14 protein-coding genes are annotated in these 14,902 nt (G+C 68.6%); 10 read left to right on the top strand and 4 right to left on the bottom strand.

The features are described from left to right. Positions 1-9 precede the first annotated feature (9 nt). Entirely contained in the window at positions 10-4,590 is a 4,581-nt protein-coding gene (locus tag BKI49_RS21430; protein ID WP_095935903.1) for an RHS repeat-associated core domain-containing protein, read from the bottom strand. A 93-nt stretch (positions 4,591-4,683) separates the two neighbouring features. Continuing rightward, positions 4,684-5,331 (bottom strand): hypothetical protein, encoded by a 648-nt coding sequence (locus tag BKI49_RS21425; RefSeq protein WP_095935902.1) that lies wholly within the window; start codon positions 5,329-5,331, stop codon positions 4,684-4,686. A gap of 616 nt (positions 5,332-5,947) precedes the next feature. Here BKI49_RS21425 and BKI49_RS21420 point away from each other — a divergent pair. The 10 genes from BKI49_RS21420 to BKI49_RS21375 all read left to right on the top strand — a co-directional run bounded on the left by BKI49_RS21420 (position 5,948) and on the right by BKI49_RS21375 (position 13,363). Next, positions 5,948-6,250 carry a hypothetical protein gene (locus BKI49_RS21420; protein ID WP_095935901.1) on the top strand — a complete coding sequence of 101 codons (303 nt, stop codon included), beginning with the start codon at positions 5,948-5,950 and terminating at the stop codon, positions 6,248-6,250. A 7-nt stretch (positions 6,251-6,257) separates the two neighbouring features. Next, positions 6,258-7,532, top strand: a complete 1,275-nt coding sequence (locus tag BKI49_RS21415; RefSeq protein ID WP_095935900.1) for a hypothetical protein — start codon at positions 6,258-6,260, stop codon at positions 7,530-7,532. 13 nt (positions 7,533-7,545) lie between these two features. Next, positions 7,546-8,436: a hypothetical protein gene (locus BKI49_RS21410; RefSeq protein ID WP_095935899.1), complete on the top strand. Its 891-nt coding sequence runs from the start codon at positions 7,546-7,548 to the stop codon at positions 8,434-8,436. A gap of 14 nt (positions 8,437-8,450) precedes the next feature. Further along, complete coding sequence (locus BKI49_RS21405) at positions 8,451-9,101, top strand: hypothetical protein (protein ID WP_095935898.1); 651 nt, start codon at positions 8,451-8,453, stop codon at positions 9,099-9,101. Between the two features lie 7 nt (positions 9,102-9,108). Further along, positions 9,109-9,636 carry a hypothetical protein gene (locus BKI49_RS21400; protein WP_095935897.1) on the top strand — a complete coding sequence of 176 codons (528 nt, stop codon included), beginning with the start codon at positions 9,109-9,111 and terminating at the stop codon, positions 9,634-9,636. A gap of 416 nt (positions 9,637-10,052) precedes the next feature. Continuing rightward, positions 10,053-10,352 carry a hypothetical protein gene (locus BKI49_RS21395; protein ID WP_095935896.1) on the top strand — a complete coding sequence of 100 codons (300 nt, stop codon included), beginning with the start codon at positions 10,053-10,055 and terminating at the stop codon, positions 10,350-10,352. Continuing rightward, entirely contained in the window at positions 10,349-11,713 is a 1,365-nt protein-coding gene (locus tag BKI49_RS21390; RefSeq protein ID WP_257004898.1) for a hypothetical protein, read from the top strand. Before BKI49_RS21395 ends, BKI49_RS21390 begins: the two co-directional genes overlap by 4 nt. 54 nt (positions 11,714-11,767) lie before the next feature. Then, a complete protein-coding gene (locus BKI49_RS21385) occupies positions 11,768-12,151 on the top strand; it encodes a hypothetical protein (RefSeq protein ID WP_095935895.1) in 384 nt (127 codons plus the stop codon). Between the two features lie 121 nt (positions 12,152-12,272). After that, positions 12,273-12,776, top strand: a complete 504-nt coding sequence (locus BKI49_RS21380) for a hypothetical protein (protein WP_257004897.1) — start codon at positions 12,273-12,275, stop codon at positions 12,774-12,776. Next, complete coding sequence (locus BKI49_RS21375; protein ID WP_095935893.1) at positions 12,773-13,363, top strand: hypothetical protein; 591 nt, start codon at positions 12,773-12,775, stop codon at positions 13,361-13,363. The genes BKI49_RS21380 and BKI49_RS21375 overlap by 4 nt, the downstream gene beginning before the upstream one ends. Before the next feature lie 102 nt (positions 13,364-13,465). On the opposite strand, the gene BKI49_RS21370 is transcribed toward BKI49_RS21375, so the two are convergent. Together BKI49_RS21370 and BKI49_RS21365 are read right to left on the bottom strand one after the other, a co-directional pair. Beyond that, complete coding sequence (locus tag BKI49_RS21370) at positions 13,466-14,128, bottom strand: hypothetical protein (protein ID WP_095935892.1); 663 nt, start codon at positions 14,126-14,128, stop codon at positions 13,466-13,468. A 334-nt stretch (positions 14,129-14,462) separates the two neighbouring features. Next, positions 14,463-14,771: a WXG100 family type VII secretion target gene (locus tag BKI49_RS21365; protein ID WP_078629450.1), complete on the bottom strand. Its 309-nt coding sequence runs from the start codon at positions 14,769-14,771 to the stop codon at positions 14,463-14,465. Between the last annotated feature and the right edge of the window lie 131 nt (positions 14,772-14,902).

The following is a 14,902-nucleotide window of genomic DNA, read 5'->3' as shown; positions in this document are numbered from 1 at the left end:
CGCCTTCCATCAGAATGTGAGCCTTGTCCAACGCGCTGTCGGTGCCGGCAGGTTGTTCACCATCTGGCCGGGCGACAGCTCGTGTTCGACCTCACGCCCGATGGTGCGCAGTTCCGCGCGTATCGAGTTACCGATCTGGGCATTGCTGAGGCCCGCGGCCAGTCCTGCTGCTTCCGTGTCCCTCAGGTGCTCATTGAGCCTCAGCAGGAACGGATTGCGGTGGGTGAAGTTGTGGGGCCGCGGGTGCCCCAAGGGTATGCCGTTGGCCGCCTCGTCGATGTCCACGCCGTACCGGGCCAGAATGGCGCGGCTGTCCGCGGTGCGGCCGACCACCCGGTTCAGGGTGGAGGGGACGATGTGTGCCGCCGCCTGACCGGCCAGGACCGGGCGCCCGTCCGCGGCCAGGTTCTTGCCGAGGACGCGGGAGTGGCAGATCAGTCCCAGGTAGTCGATCCACCGGAGCGGGTTCGGCACATACGCCCGCGGGTTGGGCCCGGCGTCCAGGCCGAGCGGATCCGGACTGATGTAGGCGGCGGTGGTCGGGTCGTAATGTCGCAGGTTGTTGTAGTGGAGCCCTGATTCCGGGTCGAAGTACTGCCCCGGGAAGCGCAGGGGCGTGCTGGTGGCGGCGTCCGGCTCCCCTGTGGTCAGCCCCCAGAGCGTGGCACTGGAGCGCCAGCCGACACCGCCCGTCTCGTCGACCAGTTCGGTCGGGGTGCCCACCAGGTCGGTCACGATGGCGTAGAAGCGCTCGTCGACGACCTCCTGCGAGGCATCGGCCAGGAGCGTGCGCTCTGTCTGGGCGACGGGGGTCAAGCCCTCGCGGTCCCAGGTGAGGACCACTTCCTCCAGGCGTCCCGGCACGGGCGCCGTCTGCTCCACGAGGTGCGGCCCGTCCCAGGTGAAGCGGATCTCCTCGACGACCGGGGCCTGCGGGTGTGTGTCGGCGCCGGGTGCGAGTCGCTGTTTGGCGACCCGCCGTCCCAGGGAGTCGTACACGTAGCGCCATACCGTTCCGTCCGGGGTGGTGACGCTCGTGAGCCGGTCCTCGCCGTTCCACGTGTAGCGCCAGATGTCCGGCTTGCGGGACAGGCGCGTCCTGCGGCGCAGGACCACCCGTCCGGCGGCGTCGTACTCGTAGTGGACGGAGCCGGCCCGGGTGACGCGGTTGCCCGCATGTTCGCGCACGCCGCGGGCCTCGGGGGCGGGCCGGCCGTCCGGCCAGTCCGCCCGCGTCTGGTTGCCCGCGGCGTCGTAGGCGTACGTCTCGGACCAGTCGGCGGCACGTATCGCCGTGACGCGGGCCGCCGCGTCCTGCTCGAACGCACGGAGACCGGTGGCCTGGTCGAACAGGGAGCTCGGAGTGCCGTCGGCCTGGTAGGTGTACGTGCGGTCGGCCAGGGGTCGTGCGCTGCCGGACGCCGTCACCCTCATGGACGTGGGGCGGTGGTACGCGTCCCAGCCGCGCGTCAGGACGACCTCGCCACCGCCCAGCCCCCGGGCGGTCTCGCGGCCGAGCTCGTCGTACGCGGAGCGGAGGGCATGCCCGGAGGCCACGAGGGCGGTGCGATTGCCGGCGGCGTCGTAGGTGTACGTGGTGGTGGCGCCGGTCGGTGTGGTCCTTCGCGTGGGCCTGCCCAGGACGTCGTACTCCGTCGTGAGGGCCAGGCCGTCGGTGGCCTCACCGATCACCCGGCCCGCCGTGTCGTACGCGTACGTCAGGGTCACGTCGGGGCCCTCGGCGCTCAGGACGCGGCCGGCGGAGTCGTGCGTGTAGACCGTCGACCGGCCGTCCACGGTCTTCTCGCACTGGTTGCCCACCTCGTCGTAGGCGAACGCCGTCGACTGGCCCAGCGGGTTTGTCCGGCTGAGGAGTTGCCCTGCGGCGTCGTAGACGTAGGAGACCGTGCGGCCGTCGAAGTCGGACTCGGTGACGAGGCGGCCGGCGGCGTCGCTCGTGTAGTCCCAGGTGAGTCCGCGCGGTCCTGTGACCTGAAGGAGCCGGAGTTCCGTGTCGTGCGTGAACGTGTGGCGGGCTCCGTCGGGCGTGGTGCGTGAGGCGAGGACCCCGAGCGGACCGTAGGTGTTCCGGGTGACCCGTCCCATGGGATCCGTGTGGGTGAGCAGGTTGCCCTCGCCGTCGTAGGTCCAGGACTCGGTCGCGCCGTCCGGTCCGGTCCGGTCCGCCGGACGGCCCTCCACGGTCCAGACGAAGCGCGTCGTGGCGCCCAGCGAGTCCGTGACGCTGCTGCGTCGCCCGAAGGCGTCGTAGGCCGCGTGGGTCACGGCGCCGAGCGGGTTCGTCACGGACGTCGGCTGGCCGGCGGCGTTGTTGACGAACCGCGTCACCGCGCCCACCGCGTCCGTCACCGAGGCCACGGCACCGGTTCGATCGCGGGTGAACCGTGTGGTGGCCCCGTCCGCCGACGTCAGAGCGGAGCAGTTTCCGCGATCGTCCCATTCCTGACGTGTGACGGCTCCGTCGTACGTCACCATCTCGACCGGCCGGCCGAGGTCGTCGTGACGAACGGTCGAGGTCGAGCCGTCGGGCAGGCGCACGCCGACGAGGTGACCCGTCGGTCCCCAGTCGAGGCGGATCGTGCGGCCCAGCTCATCGGTGCGTGACAGCAGTTGGTCTCGCCGGTCCCATTCCTGCAGGACGGTGTGCCCCAGCGGGTCGGTCTCGGCGACCAATTGGTAGAAGTCGTTGAACCCGTATGTGGTGGCGTGCCCCAGCGAGTTGACGGCGGTCGTCACGTGCGCCTCGTCGTCGTACGCGAAGGTGTAGTCGAGGACGCCGTCGATGCCGTGGGCCGCGACACAACGGTCTTCACCGTCGTACGTGTAGCGGTACCAGGCGCCCGTACGGTCCTCCCAGCCGGTGACGCGCCGCCTGTCGTCGTAGAAGAGCCGCTGCGGTCGTCCGGAGGAGTCGTGGATCTCGGAGAGGTTGCCGTCCTGGTCGTAGCCGTAGCGCAGGAGGGTGGGCCGGTCGGGAGCGCTGAGCAGGGTCAGCGCCGTAACCTGACGGTTCTCCGTGGTCACACCTATGCGGTAGCCGCCGTGATGGGCGACTTCGGTGGGCAGGCCGGTCGCGTCGTAGGCGATCGTCATCGTGTTGTCGTTGCGGTCGCTGACGGCAACCAGCGGAAGTTCGCCCGCGGGCCTGCCGGGGAGCGGCCGGAACCGAAGGGTCACACCGGCGTGGGGCTGGTGCACCGTGAGCTCGCCTCCCGTGGCGCCGTCCCAGCTCAGGGGCCAGTGCGGGCCCTCTACGGGCAGCAGTTCGAGGCCCGGCTCTGGGACGGGATAGTGGAGGATCATGCCGTCGGCGGTGGCGAACCTCACCCCGGTGGCGTCGAGCAGCAGCCGCTGATCGAGTGTGGAGGTCCAGCTCCGGCCGAAGAGACGGCCGCTGCGGGTGCCGGTGCGGTGGTGGCGCTCGATGAGAAGGGGGAGGACGCCGTCGAGTTGGACGTCTGTTGCCGAGGTGACCATCTGGCCGGTGGCCATGTCGATGGGGTCACCGCAGGTGAAGAGCTTCTTCATCTGCCGGCCCATGAGCCGCGCGTTCTTGCCCATCCCCTTGACGCCCATGGCCATGCCCTTGAGGCCCATCTTGCCGAGGCCCTTCATACCCTTGGCGAGCTTGCCCAGGCTGGTGATCCCCTTGCCGCCGGGTATGCAGTCCAGCGCCGCGAACGCCACGTCCCACAAGGACGCTTGGCCCTTGCGATATTTGTTGAGGGTGTCGGCGAGGACGACGAGAGCGGCGATCAGCACGATCGCGCCGAGGATCGGCCCACCGATGATCATCGCGATGATCCCCACCACCGCCACGACCACCTTGCACACCGCGACGATGGTGTCCCAGTTGTCGGAGAACCAGTCCCCGACCTCCTCCCACCACTTACGGTTGTGGATCCCCGCGTCCGACGCCTCACCGATCTTCGTCTTCGCCGTACGGGCCGCCTCCTCGCGCATCTTCCGCGCGTCCTCGGCCATCTTCTTCGCCGCGTCCAACGCACCGTTCGCACTCGTCACATCCGACTGCGCCGACGTCCGCGCCGACTTCGCATGCTGCGCATCCCGCGTCGCCGCACGCACCTTCGCCTCGTCCGGCTTCTCCTTGTCCTTACTCCCCGTCGGATCGTCCTTGTACTTGTCCGCTTCCTTGTTCGCCCGCGACACCCACGAATCGGCGGAGGAGAGCCGGGACTTGGCCGAGGACAGGTCGGACTGCGCCTCACGGCCCTTCGCCAACGCCTTGTCCGCCAGCGCCTGCGCGCGCTCCAGCTCCGGCCAGTACGCCGCCAGCGCATCCCCGGCCATCTCGTAGGACTTCTTCAGCTTCTTCAGCTGCTTCGGCACACCCGAGAACTCGTCCCCGAACGCCTTCGCCGACTTCCCCGCCCACTTCAGAACAGCGTCCTCGTCCGCCATCCCCTTGACCGACCGCAACGCCTCCGAGACATCGTCCGCGAAGTCCAGCAAACTCTTCGCCAGGTGACGCACACGGTCCGGATCACCGGGAGTGGGGTCCTTGTCCAGATCCAGGACATGCCAGTCCCCCGGCCGATTCCCCGCCATACCGCAACCCCCGTCACGCCCACACCACAACAACCGTACGAACGATCGAAGTTACTAGGGATGCGCGGATGGCGGGAAGGGCGTTCGCCCGGTCTAGTTCGCGAAGCGGAATGTCGAGGTGACGGCGTCGAAGATGTCGAAGAAGGAGTCCGCGAGGTCGAGTACCTGACTGCTCCCGGCGACGAGGGCGACCTTGCCCTCCTGGCCCGGCACGGGGATGAACGTTTGCATGAGCACGGCGCGGACGGTGCGGTTGAGGGCGTCGTCCGGTACGGGGATGTCCTCGATGCCGTAGGTGCGGGCCGCCGGTCCCACGCCGGGGATGTCGACGGTGGTCACCTTCCGCCAGGCGTCGCCCTCCTTCTTCGCCTCGCGCACGGCGAGCTGGCCCGCGATCGTCGCGGGGTCCGTCGAGAGGGGGTCACCGGACTGGGTCCGGCCGCCGACGATCGAGACCGTCACGGACGCGGTGATCGGAGTGTCGCCGCCGAAGCTCTCCGCCATGCAGCCGCAGTACAGCGCGCCCGACTTCCACGCGTCGGCCGCGGACTTCCGCAGGAAGGCGGTGTACGTGTCGCGGTACGCGGCCAGCTCCGGGTGCTGCTCGATCCGTTCGCCGACCATGCGCCGTATGGAGTCGTCGCGGGACTCGGGCCGCACGTCGAACTCCCACCACGACTCGGGCACCTTGATGCGAAAGCCACCGCGCTCGATGGTGAGCGTCTCCATGTAGCGGGCCATGGCGCGTCCCCCGTTGCTCGTCCTTCAGTTCGGCCGGGTCAGCCTACGAGGTGACGCGCGGCGTCATTCGGGCACCTCGACCCCGTCACGGAATCAGCAGCCCGGCACTCCGCTCAGACGGACAAGGACCGTTCCGCGAAAGAGAGCAGCTCATCGAGCGGGATCTCCTTGGGCGCACCGGCATCCGGCTTCCACTCCGCCACGAGCCCTGGGCGCAGGTGCCCGTCGTCCGGCCGCCTTCGTGAGAGCCCTCCGACCACTCCATCACTTCCAGACGGTCCGTACGGGTGGATGCCCGTCGCGTGGCGCCGTCGGAATGCGTGCGAGGCGATGCCCTTTCAGCGAGGACGCGACCGTCCGCGCAAACCCTTCCCAGCCACCCCAATCCCCCCGATCCACCCTTCGCGATACGCAAGAGCGAAAACTTCCCGGCCGTGCCAAGGCCAGGCAAACGCAGGCCCATAGGCATCCCAAACAACACCCGGAGAGCCGCCCTCCTGGGCGCGCCGGCCGAAACCGTCCTTAGGATTGGCCGGACGATCGCCATGACCGGAGGGGCGTCCGCTCGCACTCCCGTCGGGGCGATCTGTTCACAGAGGCAACGGGGACGGACATCGTGAGTGATCTACGGCTCGAGGGCACGATCTTCGAGGACCTGAGGAAGACGTTCTCCACCGTCACGGACCGCATGGACACCGCCCGCCGCACGCTGCGCGGCACCGACGGTTCGGTCGTCGGGGACGCGGGTCTCGTGGACGACGTGCACGACTTCGCCGACGACTGGGGCTACGGCATCAAGCAACTCGGCAAGCACACCCAGGGCGCCATCAAGATGATCGACAAGATCGGCGAGTCCTTCGAGAAGCTCGACCTGGACCTCGCCGAATCGCTCAAGTCCCCGAAGAAGAAGGGGCACTGAGGCACGCATGGGACGCCCTCCCTTCCCCCACATAGGCTGGGACCCGACGCCGGGCGACGTCGAGCAGACGCGTGAGCTCGCCAAGAAGCTCGGCGGACTCGCGGGCGAACTCGGCACGGCTCTGCGGGAGTTGCAGCAGATCGAGTGCGGCGCCTGGAGGGGCAAGACCGCGCTCGCGTTCAGCGAGCACATCTCCACAGACGTCACGCCGCTGATCGAGAAGAGCCACGACTCCTTCGACAAGGCGTCGCGCGCCCTGCACCGCTGGGCCGGGCAGCTCTCCGACTTCCAGGACGAGGCCGACCGGCTGGAGAAGACCGCCGGCGAGAAGCTCGACGCCGAGGACAAGGCCGAGAAGAAGGCCGAGGGCAAGGGCAGCGACGAGCTCGGCAAGGCGTCCGGCGCGGTGGACAAGGTCATCAGCGACGTCCACGACCTCGAGGACCGCTACAAGAAGGCCGCGGCCCTCATCAGCAAGGACCTCGACAAGGCCGCCGACATCGCACCGGACGAGCCCGGGTTCTGGGACAAGCTGGGGCACGGGATCGCGGACGCGTGGGACGCCACCGGTGAGTGGATCAAGGACCACGCCGATCTGATCGCCTTCATCGGCGACCTGCTCAGCGACCTGACCGCGATCCTGGGACTGCTGGCCATCATCACCATCCCCTTCGAGCCCCTCGGCGCCATCTTCGGTGCCGCGGCTCTCCTCACCAGCGGTCTCGCCCTGTTGAGCCACTCCATAGCGAAGGCCGCCGGGGCGGACGTCAGCTGGATGGAGATAGGTACGGACGCACTCGGGCTGCTGCCGGGCATCGGCCTGTTCGGGAAGGGGGTCAAGGTGGCCACCAAGGCGACTGCGGCGGAGCGGGCCCTGATGTTCGGCAAGGGGATGCAGGGCACGGAACTGGCGGCCGGCGCCCGCAACCTCTTCGCCACCGGAGAACTGGCGCAGAAGGTGGAGGGCGGACTCCCCCTGCTGGGCAAGCGGATCGTGCTGGGCGGCTCGTTCAAGGAGATCGGTTTCATCAGCTCGGGCTCCGGAACCATGAACCGTCTGGCGGGGCTCGCCGAAGCGGGCTACCACCAGGGCCAGTGGATCGGGACCAAGGGGCTGAAGCTCATCAGCGGCAACAGGCTGGCCCTGAACCCGGAGACCCCCGTGGGTATCGCCCTCGACGCCGCGGGCAAGATCGGCCCGAAGATCACCACCATCACGCAGCACATCGGGGAAGCCGTCAATCCCGGCGACCGCTTCCACGACGCAGCCACCTCACACTGAAGGCACCATTCGGATGGCTACTTGGCAACCCGCCCCCGGTGAGACCCTCCTGGCGCGTACCCCCGGCTGCTTCGCCACCGGCACGGCCGTCGCCGTCGCGGGTATGCGGTGGTTCCGGGACACGGAGCGCAACGACATCCAGCACGAGCTGACGGGGTGGCCCGAAGGCCCGGACTTCACCATCCGGTCGAAGACCGAGCGGCGGACCCGGGCAGCCGGCGGTTTCGCGGGCCGTGCCCTCGCTCTGGCGGTCATGGGTGCGGTGGAAGCGCTGGCTTCCGCGGGGAGCGTCGGCAGCAGCCCCAGGGGGACCGGTTCCGCGCAGGACCGTGCGAACGAGGTCGAGGACTTCCCCGTCCTGTGGGCGGCGCCCGGCACGCTGGCACGGACGCTTCCCTGGCAGCTCGATCCGGGCCGCTGCCCGGAGGACTACCGCACCCACGTCCTCGTCACCGACCGCCGCGTACTCGTTGTCGGCTTTCCCGACGACGACACCGCGCGGGACGAGGTGCTCTGGGAGACCGACCGGGACGCTATCGCGCGGGTCGAACGCAGGACGTTCACGCGAATGGGGGTGGAGGCGCAGATCGTCTTCGCCGACGAGTCCTGGTGCAGGCTCGCCCCACCGGAGGCCGACAGCCACTGGGAGGTCGTACGTCATCTCGCCCACGCGTCCGAAGTCGTCCCGCTCGAGGCGCTGACGCCCGGCCAGCGGGAGGCCGTGACCGCCTTCGCGGCGGAGCACGCCGCGCTCCGCACCGTGGTGACACGGCGCCCCAGCGGCCATCTCACGATCGAAGCGGTCTCGAAGCCGATTCCCGACCCGAGCACGGGTGCGGACCCCCACCTGAAGATCGTGGGGTCCGACGGCGAGCCCGTGAAGTCCAAGCCAGGCGACCTCTGACCGGAACGGCCCGCATGACCACCTCGACCAGCTCCATACCATCCCTGACCTCCGACGGGTCCGACATCCCTCCTGTCTGGTTCTCCGTCCCCGAGGGCCTCTTCACCCTCCCGATAGCCCTCACCGTCGAGCAACGCACCGCTCTCGCACACGAGTTCGTCCGCGAGCTCTATGCGCGGGGCGACGAGTCGATCTGGGCCCCCGCAGCCCCCTACTACGCGGCGATCGCCGAGTACATGGCCGGCGAGGGTGTCTCGTACTCGGCCATGGGTCTCTTCTCGACCGAGGAAGGCGGTGTCGCCCAGTGCGCTTTCACCGTGGCGGCGGTGGAGACCGACCAGACGGACCCGGAGGTCGCCGCGCAGGGCACGCTGGCGGTTCTCACCAAGGACCCGCTCAACGACGCGCGTCGGCTCGATCTGCCCTGCGGCCCCGCGGTTTCCTGCATCACCCTGCGTGAGCTCACCCTGGATCCGTCGGTGACCGCGAGTGGCGAGGAGGCCAAGCTCCTCACGGGGCAGATCCAGGTCCACGTGCCCTTCCCGACAGGCCCGTACACGGCGGTCTTCACGCTCTGCACGGCGTCGACGGAGTACTGGGGCGAGTTCTGCGACATGGTCGCGGCGATCCTGCAGACCGTCTCCTTCGTCGAGCCGGAGGACTGAGGCCGCCATGGACGAGAACACCGTCGATCGGTCCGGTCCGCACGCTGCCTGGCCGCCCCGGACGCCCCTCGGCACTACCTGGCGGGGCGTCGCCGTCCTCGCGTTCACGCTCGTCGCCATGGCCGCCGGTGCATGGCTCGGCTCCTTGCTCGTCCCGTACGACGACCGTGCCGTGACGCTCCCCACCGGGCCGGTCGCCCTGGCCGTGGGCGGTCTGATCGGGGCGTGGCTTCGGGCACGCAACGGTTTCCTGGCCGTCGGAATGATCGGGAGCCTCGTGGGTTCCCAGGCCGGTGCCCACCTCCTGCACGACGGCCGCGTCTCACTGCACCCCCCGTACCTCGCGCACTCCCACTGGACGACCTACGAAGTCTCGCTCCTGGCCCTCGGTACCGTCGCCGCGCTCGTCGCCGTCGTCTGGGGCACGGTCAGCGGTCACCGCCGCCCCCGGCCGTACTCGGACAAGAAGCGGCCGGACGCGGGGAGTCGGTCCGCGGCGGGGGAAGGGGATACCCAGGAGTCCGCGTCGCCCTGAGGAGCCTGCTGTCGCGCGCAAGGCCCGCTTCGCCGGCCCTCTGTGCGGGCGGTCCGCGACGAACGTGGGACGCATCGATAGCGGCCGCGAAGAGTCGGTCCCGCTGCCGAGCTCTCGACGTCAGCGGCACGGCCGTGCCCGGCATGTCGGCGACGGACACACATCGGAACCGGACGGTTGCCTGATTCGCGTGCATTCAGCGCCTCCTGAAGGACTTTTCGGAGAGAGCTCGGCCTGGCGAAACCATCGGGCACACCTATATCGTCGTGGCTCTTGACCATTCCTTTGTCATCCGAGGGGCCTGTCGTGGAGCACCGCCCTTTGCACGTTGCTGCCGCGCTCGTTGCGACCACGACCCGACAGCCGGCCGCTTCGGGCGGCGACGAAGCCGACGGCCTGCGAGGGAAGGGGCCTCGGTGGCAGAGCCGGACCTGACGGTCGACTACGACTTCCTCGCGGAGTCCGAGCGGAAACTCGGCCGGCTCCACAGGATGTTCAAGGACATCGAGAACCGTCGTGACGACATGCACGGGCACTGGGGCTCGGACGCGGTGGCCGACGTCATGGTCGACTTCGTCGACAACTGGGACGACTACCGCACCAAGCTCATCGAGAGCATCGAGTCGGTCGGCAAGCTCGTGGCCGGCACCAAGAAGGCCTTCGAGGATCTCGACGACGAACTGAGCAAGCGCGACGAGAAGAAGCCGAAGAAGTGACGACAGCGACCTCCGCACGACGCCCGGCCGACTGGCAGCCGCTGCGTGACGCGGACCCGGTACCCGGCGACCCGGAAGAGATCCGTGCCGAGGTCCGGCACATGGTGTCGGTCGCCAAGAAGCTCCGGGAGCAGGCCAAGAACCTCCAAGCCATCAGCAAGGAGGACAAGCTCAGGGGAAAGTACGTCGAGCGCCTGCGCGAGGACTCCTCCACGTTGGAGAAACACATGCGGGAGGTGGCCGGCCGCTACGAGCGTGTCCACGGCCATCTGACCACGTGGGCGAACGAGCTGGAGGACTTCCAGTCCGACGCCGACCGCGTGCTGCGCCGGGCCAAGGAGAAGCAGGACGAGATCGAGGCGGACAGGGCCAGGGATTCCGGCTCAGGCTCCGGCGACAAGGACGACCCGAAGCCGTCCGCGGGTGAACCCGGCGAAGACCCCCTTCAGACGTACCGGAACCAGCTGGACACCATCACCGGCGAACGCGACACCCGTGCCGACCACCACGCGCGCAAGATCAGGGACGAGATCGATGACGTCATCGAGGACTCGGTGTGGGACAACATCAAGGGGTGGTTCCACGACAACGCGGACTGGATCAAGACGGTCCTCGACGCTCTCGGCTGGATCGCGACCATCGCCGGCATCATCGCCATCTGGATTCCCGGCCTGAACGTGCTGGTTCTCGGGATCGCCCTGCTGACCGTCCTGGCCAGATCGATGCTGGTCGCCTCCGGTGACGCGTCCTGGACCGATCTGGCCTTCGACGTCGGGGGCCTGCTCCTGATGGGCATCGGTCGTGGCGGCATCAACCTGCTCAAGGGTGCGAACAAGGTGACCACCGCCGCCGCCCAGACCAGCCGGACCGCCGGGCTCAAAGCCGGACTGCGGTCCCACAAAGGGCTGCTGAACGATCTGAGCAGGGCCATGGCCGGCGCGCAGGACGACGTCTCCCGCAAGTTCTTCTCGGACCTGCGCACCTTCACCCTCAAGAAGATCTCCCGGGACACAGGGCTGGTGGCCAAGGGCCCGACCCCCGTGTCCACGGTCTCCAAGTGGCTGCACCTGGGGGACGACGAGGCGGCAGGACTGTTCGGACAGTTCCGGGCGAACAAGGGTGTCTTCCCCGGTTCCGTGTCGGGCGGTGGCTCCGCGCTCGGGCATCTGGGGTACGGGGCGTCCATGGGCGCCGCGTACGCGGGCATGGGCGTCGACGTCATGGACAAGTCGTTGAGCAAGAGCGACTCCGTCGGCTGGCTGGACGAGCACGGTCTCCTCCCCGGCGACAAGCCGTACAACGACGGCTACAACACCTGGAAGGAGAGCGGCTGGATGCCCGCCGCGGACACGCACTGGTGAACACTCGCGTGCGCACATGGAACGACGCCGGACGCGACAGAGAAAGGAGGAGGAATGGCTGAGTCCCTCCGCGAGCAGTTGGGCACCGGCCCGAATTTCCGGGTACGGGTGACCATCATCGGCGCGCTGGTCTCCATCGCCCCGCTGATCGTGGTCTCGCTCCTGATCCCCGATGCCGGTCGCGACGTCCTGTTCCCGGTCTACTGGGCCCTGTTGACGAGCTGCCTGCTCCATCTTCTGTGGATCCTGATCAAGAATCCCACGCCCAGCAAGAGGCCGCCGCTGCTGACGCGGGATCTCGCCATGGGATGGTCCCTACTGCTTCCCAGCCTGATCAGCTCCTTCTGGCCGGGGATCGTCGCCTCCCCTTTGTTCACCGTGCTGGTCGGCGTCACCTGGATCGCCGAGAAGATTCGGAACCGCAGTGTCACATCCTGAGCCCCCCGTGGAATCCACCTGTGCCCCGAGCGGGTTCAACATCGTCCCGCCGCCCGGATGGGACACCGTTCCACTGCGGAACGGCACGAGCGAGGCCATACAGCGGATCGTAGGGAAATCCGTGGCCCAACTCCCCACCGGATTCCCGAAGGACGACATTCCCACGGCGCGTCTGCGGCTGGCCAGGGAGTTGAAGCAGACCGTCCGGCAGGCACGGCAGTCGCACGGACTGACGCTGTATCTCCCCGTCGAGCGCATGCACGGAATCATCATTCCGGCTTCGTTCGTCGCCTCGGAGCCGCTGGCGGCACCGACAGGCGAGCTGGCACCCGAAGCCGTACTCAGAGATCTCGCGCGTGACGCCGAGGACGCCTCCGTTCGCGAGGTCGACGGGACGGCGGCCATACGGACCCTGCGGCGGCTTCCCGCCGATCCGGAGAACGGAGTCGAGGTTCCGACCTGGCGGGTGCAGTACACCGTGCCGATTCCGCACAGTGTCCCCGCTCAGTGGCTGACCTTCTCCTTCAGCACGCTGATCGCCCCCGATATGGGCGCTGAATTCGCCGAGATCCTGGTCGAGCTCTTCGACGCCGTGATGACGACTTTCCGTTGGAGCTACGCATGATGATCGTCGAGACCGACGCCGATCCGGCGCTGTGGTATCCGATGCCGCTGGGAGGCAGCGGATCCGAATTCGCTCGGTGGCTGGACCTCCACCTCGATGCCAGTGCCCTGCTCCACCGGCGCAGCCTCACCTGGCGTGAGAAGCGGCGGACGCGGAAGTTCCTGGAGGGCTCGGCCACCCGGCTGCGCGACCGAGTCCAGGCCGACCAGGCGTTCGTCTTCGGCGCCATGCCGCCCCAAGCCGCGCCGTTGGTCTTCTTCACCAAGCAGTTCGCCTGCGACGAGGAGCACAGCGATGTGCACCTGAGCATGCTGGCCGAGCCCGATCCGGCGACCGCCGCCGCAGGCCGTCGCGTGGAGACGGTCTCCTTCGTCTCTCCTCGCTTCGGCGAGGGTCTGCGCAGCCTGTGCAGTTGGGCGGGACCCGACGGCGCTCTGATGCTCTCGGTCGCGTACGCGTGGAACGATCCGGAACACGGGATCGATCTGGTCCTCAAGGGCCACTACGACGACCCCGCGCTCCTCGAAGCCTCCTTCGACGCCGTCGACGACTTCGCCAGAAGCCTCCGCCTGAGCAAGGCGGTATGACCGGCCGGTGGGCCGGGTCTCCGGGAGCGGCGTGCGGCCGATGCCGGAAGTGTGGGCAGGCCGACGCTCCGCCCCTCGGCACCGCGGAAGGCCGGACCGCGGTCACTCGGTGCGCCCCCGGGCGGCCGTGGACCCGCCGTCACCCACGAGCGGTGTGATGCGCAGGGCCCGTACCGCCTCGTCGGCCAGTTCCGCGATCCGCTCGGAGCGGGAGGTCTCCTCCCATTCCACGGTGACGACGACGAGGGTCTGCAGGGCGGGCGGAAAGACCGCGTACTTGATGAACTCGGTCAGCTTTCGGCCGAAGCCGAACATGCGCTTCACCCTGAGCTCGGACTGCACACGCACGGCGGGACCGGCGGGCAGTTCGAGTCGAGTGATCTCGGGGGCGCCCGTGACGTCGGCGTTCTCCCACTGCAGCAGCGCCGGAATCACCTCGTCGACGCCGGGGCGCGGCACGCCCTCGTCTCCGTATCCGTCGACCACGAGGGTGGCCAGGGCCCTCCCTGTGTCGCAGTAGTAGGCCGCCGCGAGCGTGGGGGCGTCCGCGTCGAGGGCTACCGCGCGCCCGACCATGTCGTCGATGACCGAGGCACTCTGTATGGCCGGAGCCTGCGGGTCGAGCCGACGCACGACCTCCGTCGCCCTTGCCCGGGCCTCGGCCTTCGTACCCTCACGGAGCGTCAGGTCGATCCAGCCGGGCTGGAACTCGACGCTGCACTCGTACGGTTCGAGCAGAACGGGAGGGTCATCGTGCGCGGTCATGCTCGTCCCCTTCGCGAGATGCGGACAAGGACGCCGACCGGTCGGCCGACGCGGCAGGTGACCTGTCGCTCACGCTCCCGATCAACGCCTGCGCACCTGTTCGGCGGGTGCTCGCCGTCCAGGCATCCTTGACCGGTCGCCGACCGGACTCTCTCCTCGGTGATGAGGACCGGTCGGGGGCCACCGCTGAAGCCGATCCGCGGGGTGCGGGGCGTGAGCGGGGCAGCGAGTCCTCCACGGTCGCCGCACCGAGCCGGGCTTCGACGGGACGACGGGCGCGCCGGGACACCGCAAGTACCCCGTCGCGCCCACGCATCGCACCGGACGCGAGGCGCTACTTCCCCTTCACGCCCTTGGCCAGCTGGTCGTCCAGGTCCTCGTACGCCTTCGCGGCGTCGTCGAGGAACTTGGCCATGCCCTTGAGGCCCTCCAGGGTGTCCTTCATGCCCTTGGTGAACTCCTTGAAGGAGTCGTCGAAGGCCTGCGAACCCTTCGCGGTCGTGTAGCCGTCCGCGACCAGGCCGTCGATGTAGCTGTCGAGCCCGTGGAGCTTGTCCTCCATCTTCTCCTTCTCGTGGCCCAGACGCTTCGCAGCGTGCCGCATCTTCTCGTATGTGATGTCTGCGTCTTTGCCGCCGGCCATGTGGCGTCCTCCATGCTTCAACTCGCCGCAGGGCCAACCCCCGTGGCTCCTGATGCGGATGATGCGATCTTCCGCATTGAGCAAGCAGCTTACTTACGGCGCTTGCAGGAGCACACCCCGGTTCTGTCACG

This window comes from Streptomyces sp. Tue6028 (assembly GCF_002300165.1).
Taxonomy (GTDB): Bacteria; Actinomycetota; Actinomycetes; order Streptomycetales; family Streptomycetaceae; genus Streptomyces; species Streptomyces siamensis.
The sequence above is the reverse complement of the archived record's forward strand: the minus strand, read 5'-3'. Positions and strand labels throughout refer to the sequence as shown.

Bases quoted from the DNA above. Each gene is read 5' to 3' on its own strand.
- BKI49_RS21375 (WP_095935893.1), top strand. From the start codon at position 12,773: ATGATGATCGTCGAGACCGACGCCGATCCGGCGCTGTGGTATCCGATG.
- BKI49_RS21415 (WP_095935900.1), top strand. From the start codon at position 6,258: ATGGGACGCCCTCCCTTCCCCCACATAGGCTGGGACCCGACGCCGGGC.
- BKI49_RS21425 (WP_095935902.1), bottom strand. From the start codon at position 5,331: ATGGCCCGCTACATGGAGACGCTCACCATCGAGCGCGGTGGCTTTCGC.
- BKI49_RS21430 (WP_095935903.1), bottom strand. From the start codon at position 4,590: ATGGCGGGGAATCGGCCGGGGGACTGGCATGTCCTGGATCTGGACAAG.
- BKI49_RS21400 (WP_095935897.1), top strand. From the start codon at position 9,109: ATGGACGAGAACACCGTCGATCGGTCCGGTCCGCACGCTGCCTGGCCG.
- BKI49_RS21385 (WP_095935895.1), top strand. From the start codon at position 11,768: ATGGCTGAGTCCCTCCGCGAGCAGTTGGGCACCGGCCCGAATTTCCGG.
- BKI49_RS21405 (WP_095935898.1), top strand. From the start codon at position 8,451: ATGACCACCTCGACCAGCTCCATACCATCCCTGACCTCCGACGGGTCC.
- BKI49_RS21370 (WP_095935892.1), bottom strand. From the start codon at position 14,128: ATGACCGCGCACGATGACCCTCCCGTTCTGCTCGAACCGTACGAGTGC.
- BKI49_RS21410 (WP_095935899.1), top strand. From the start codon at position 7,546: ATGGCTACTTGGCAACCCGCCCCCGGTGAGACCCTCCTGGCGCGTACC.
- BKI49_RS21365 (WP_078629450.1), bottom strand. From the start codon at position 14,771: ATGGCCGGCGGCAAAGACGCAGACATCACATACGAGAAGATGCGGCAC.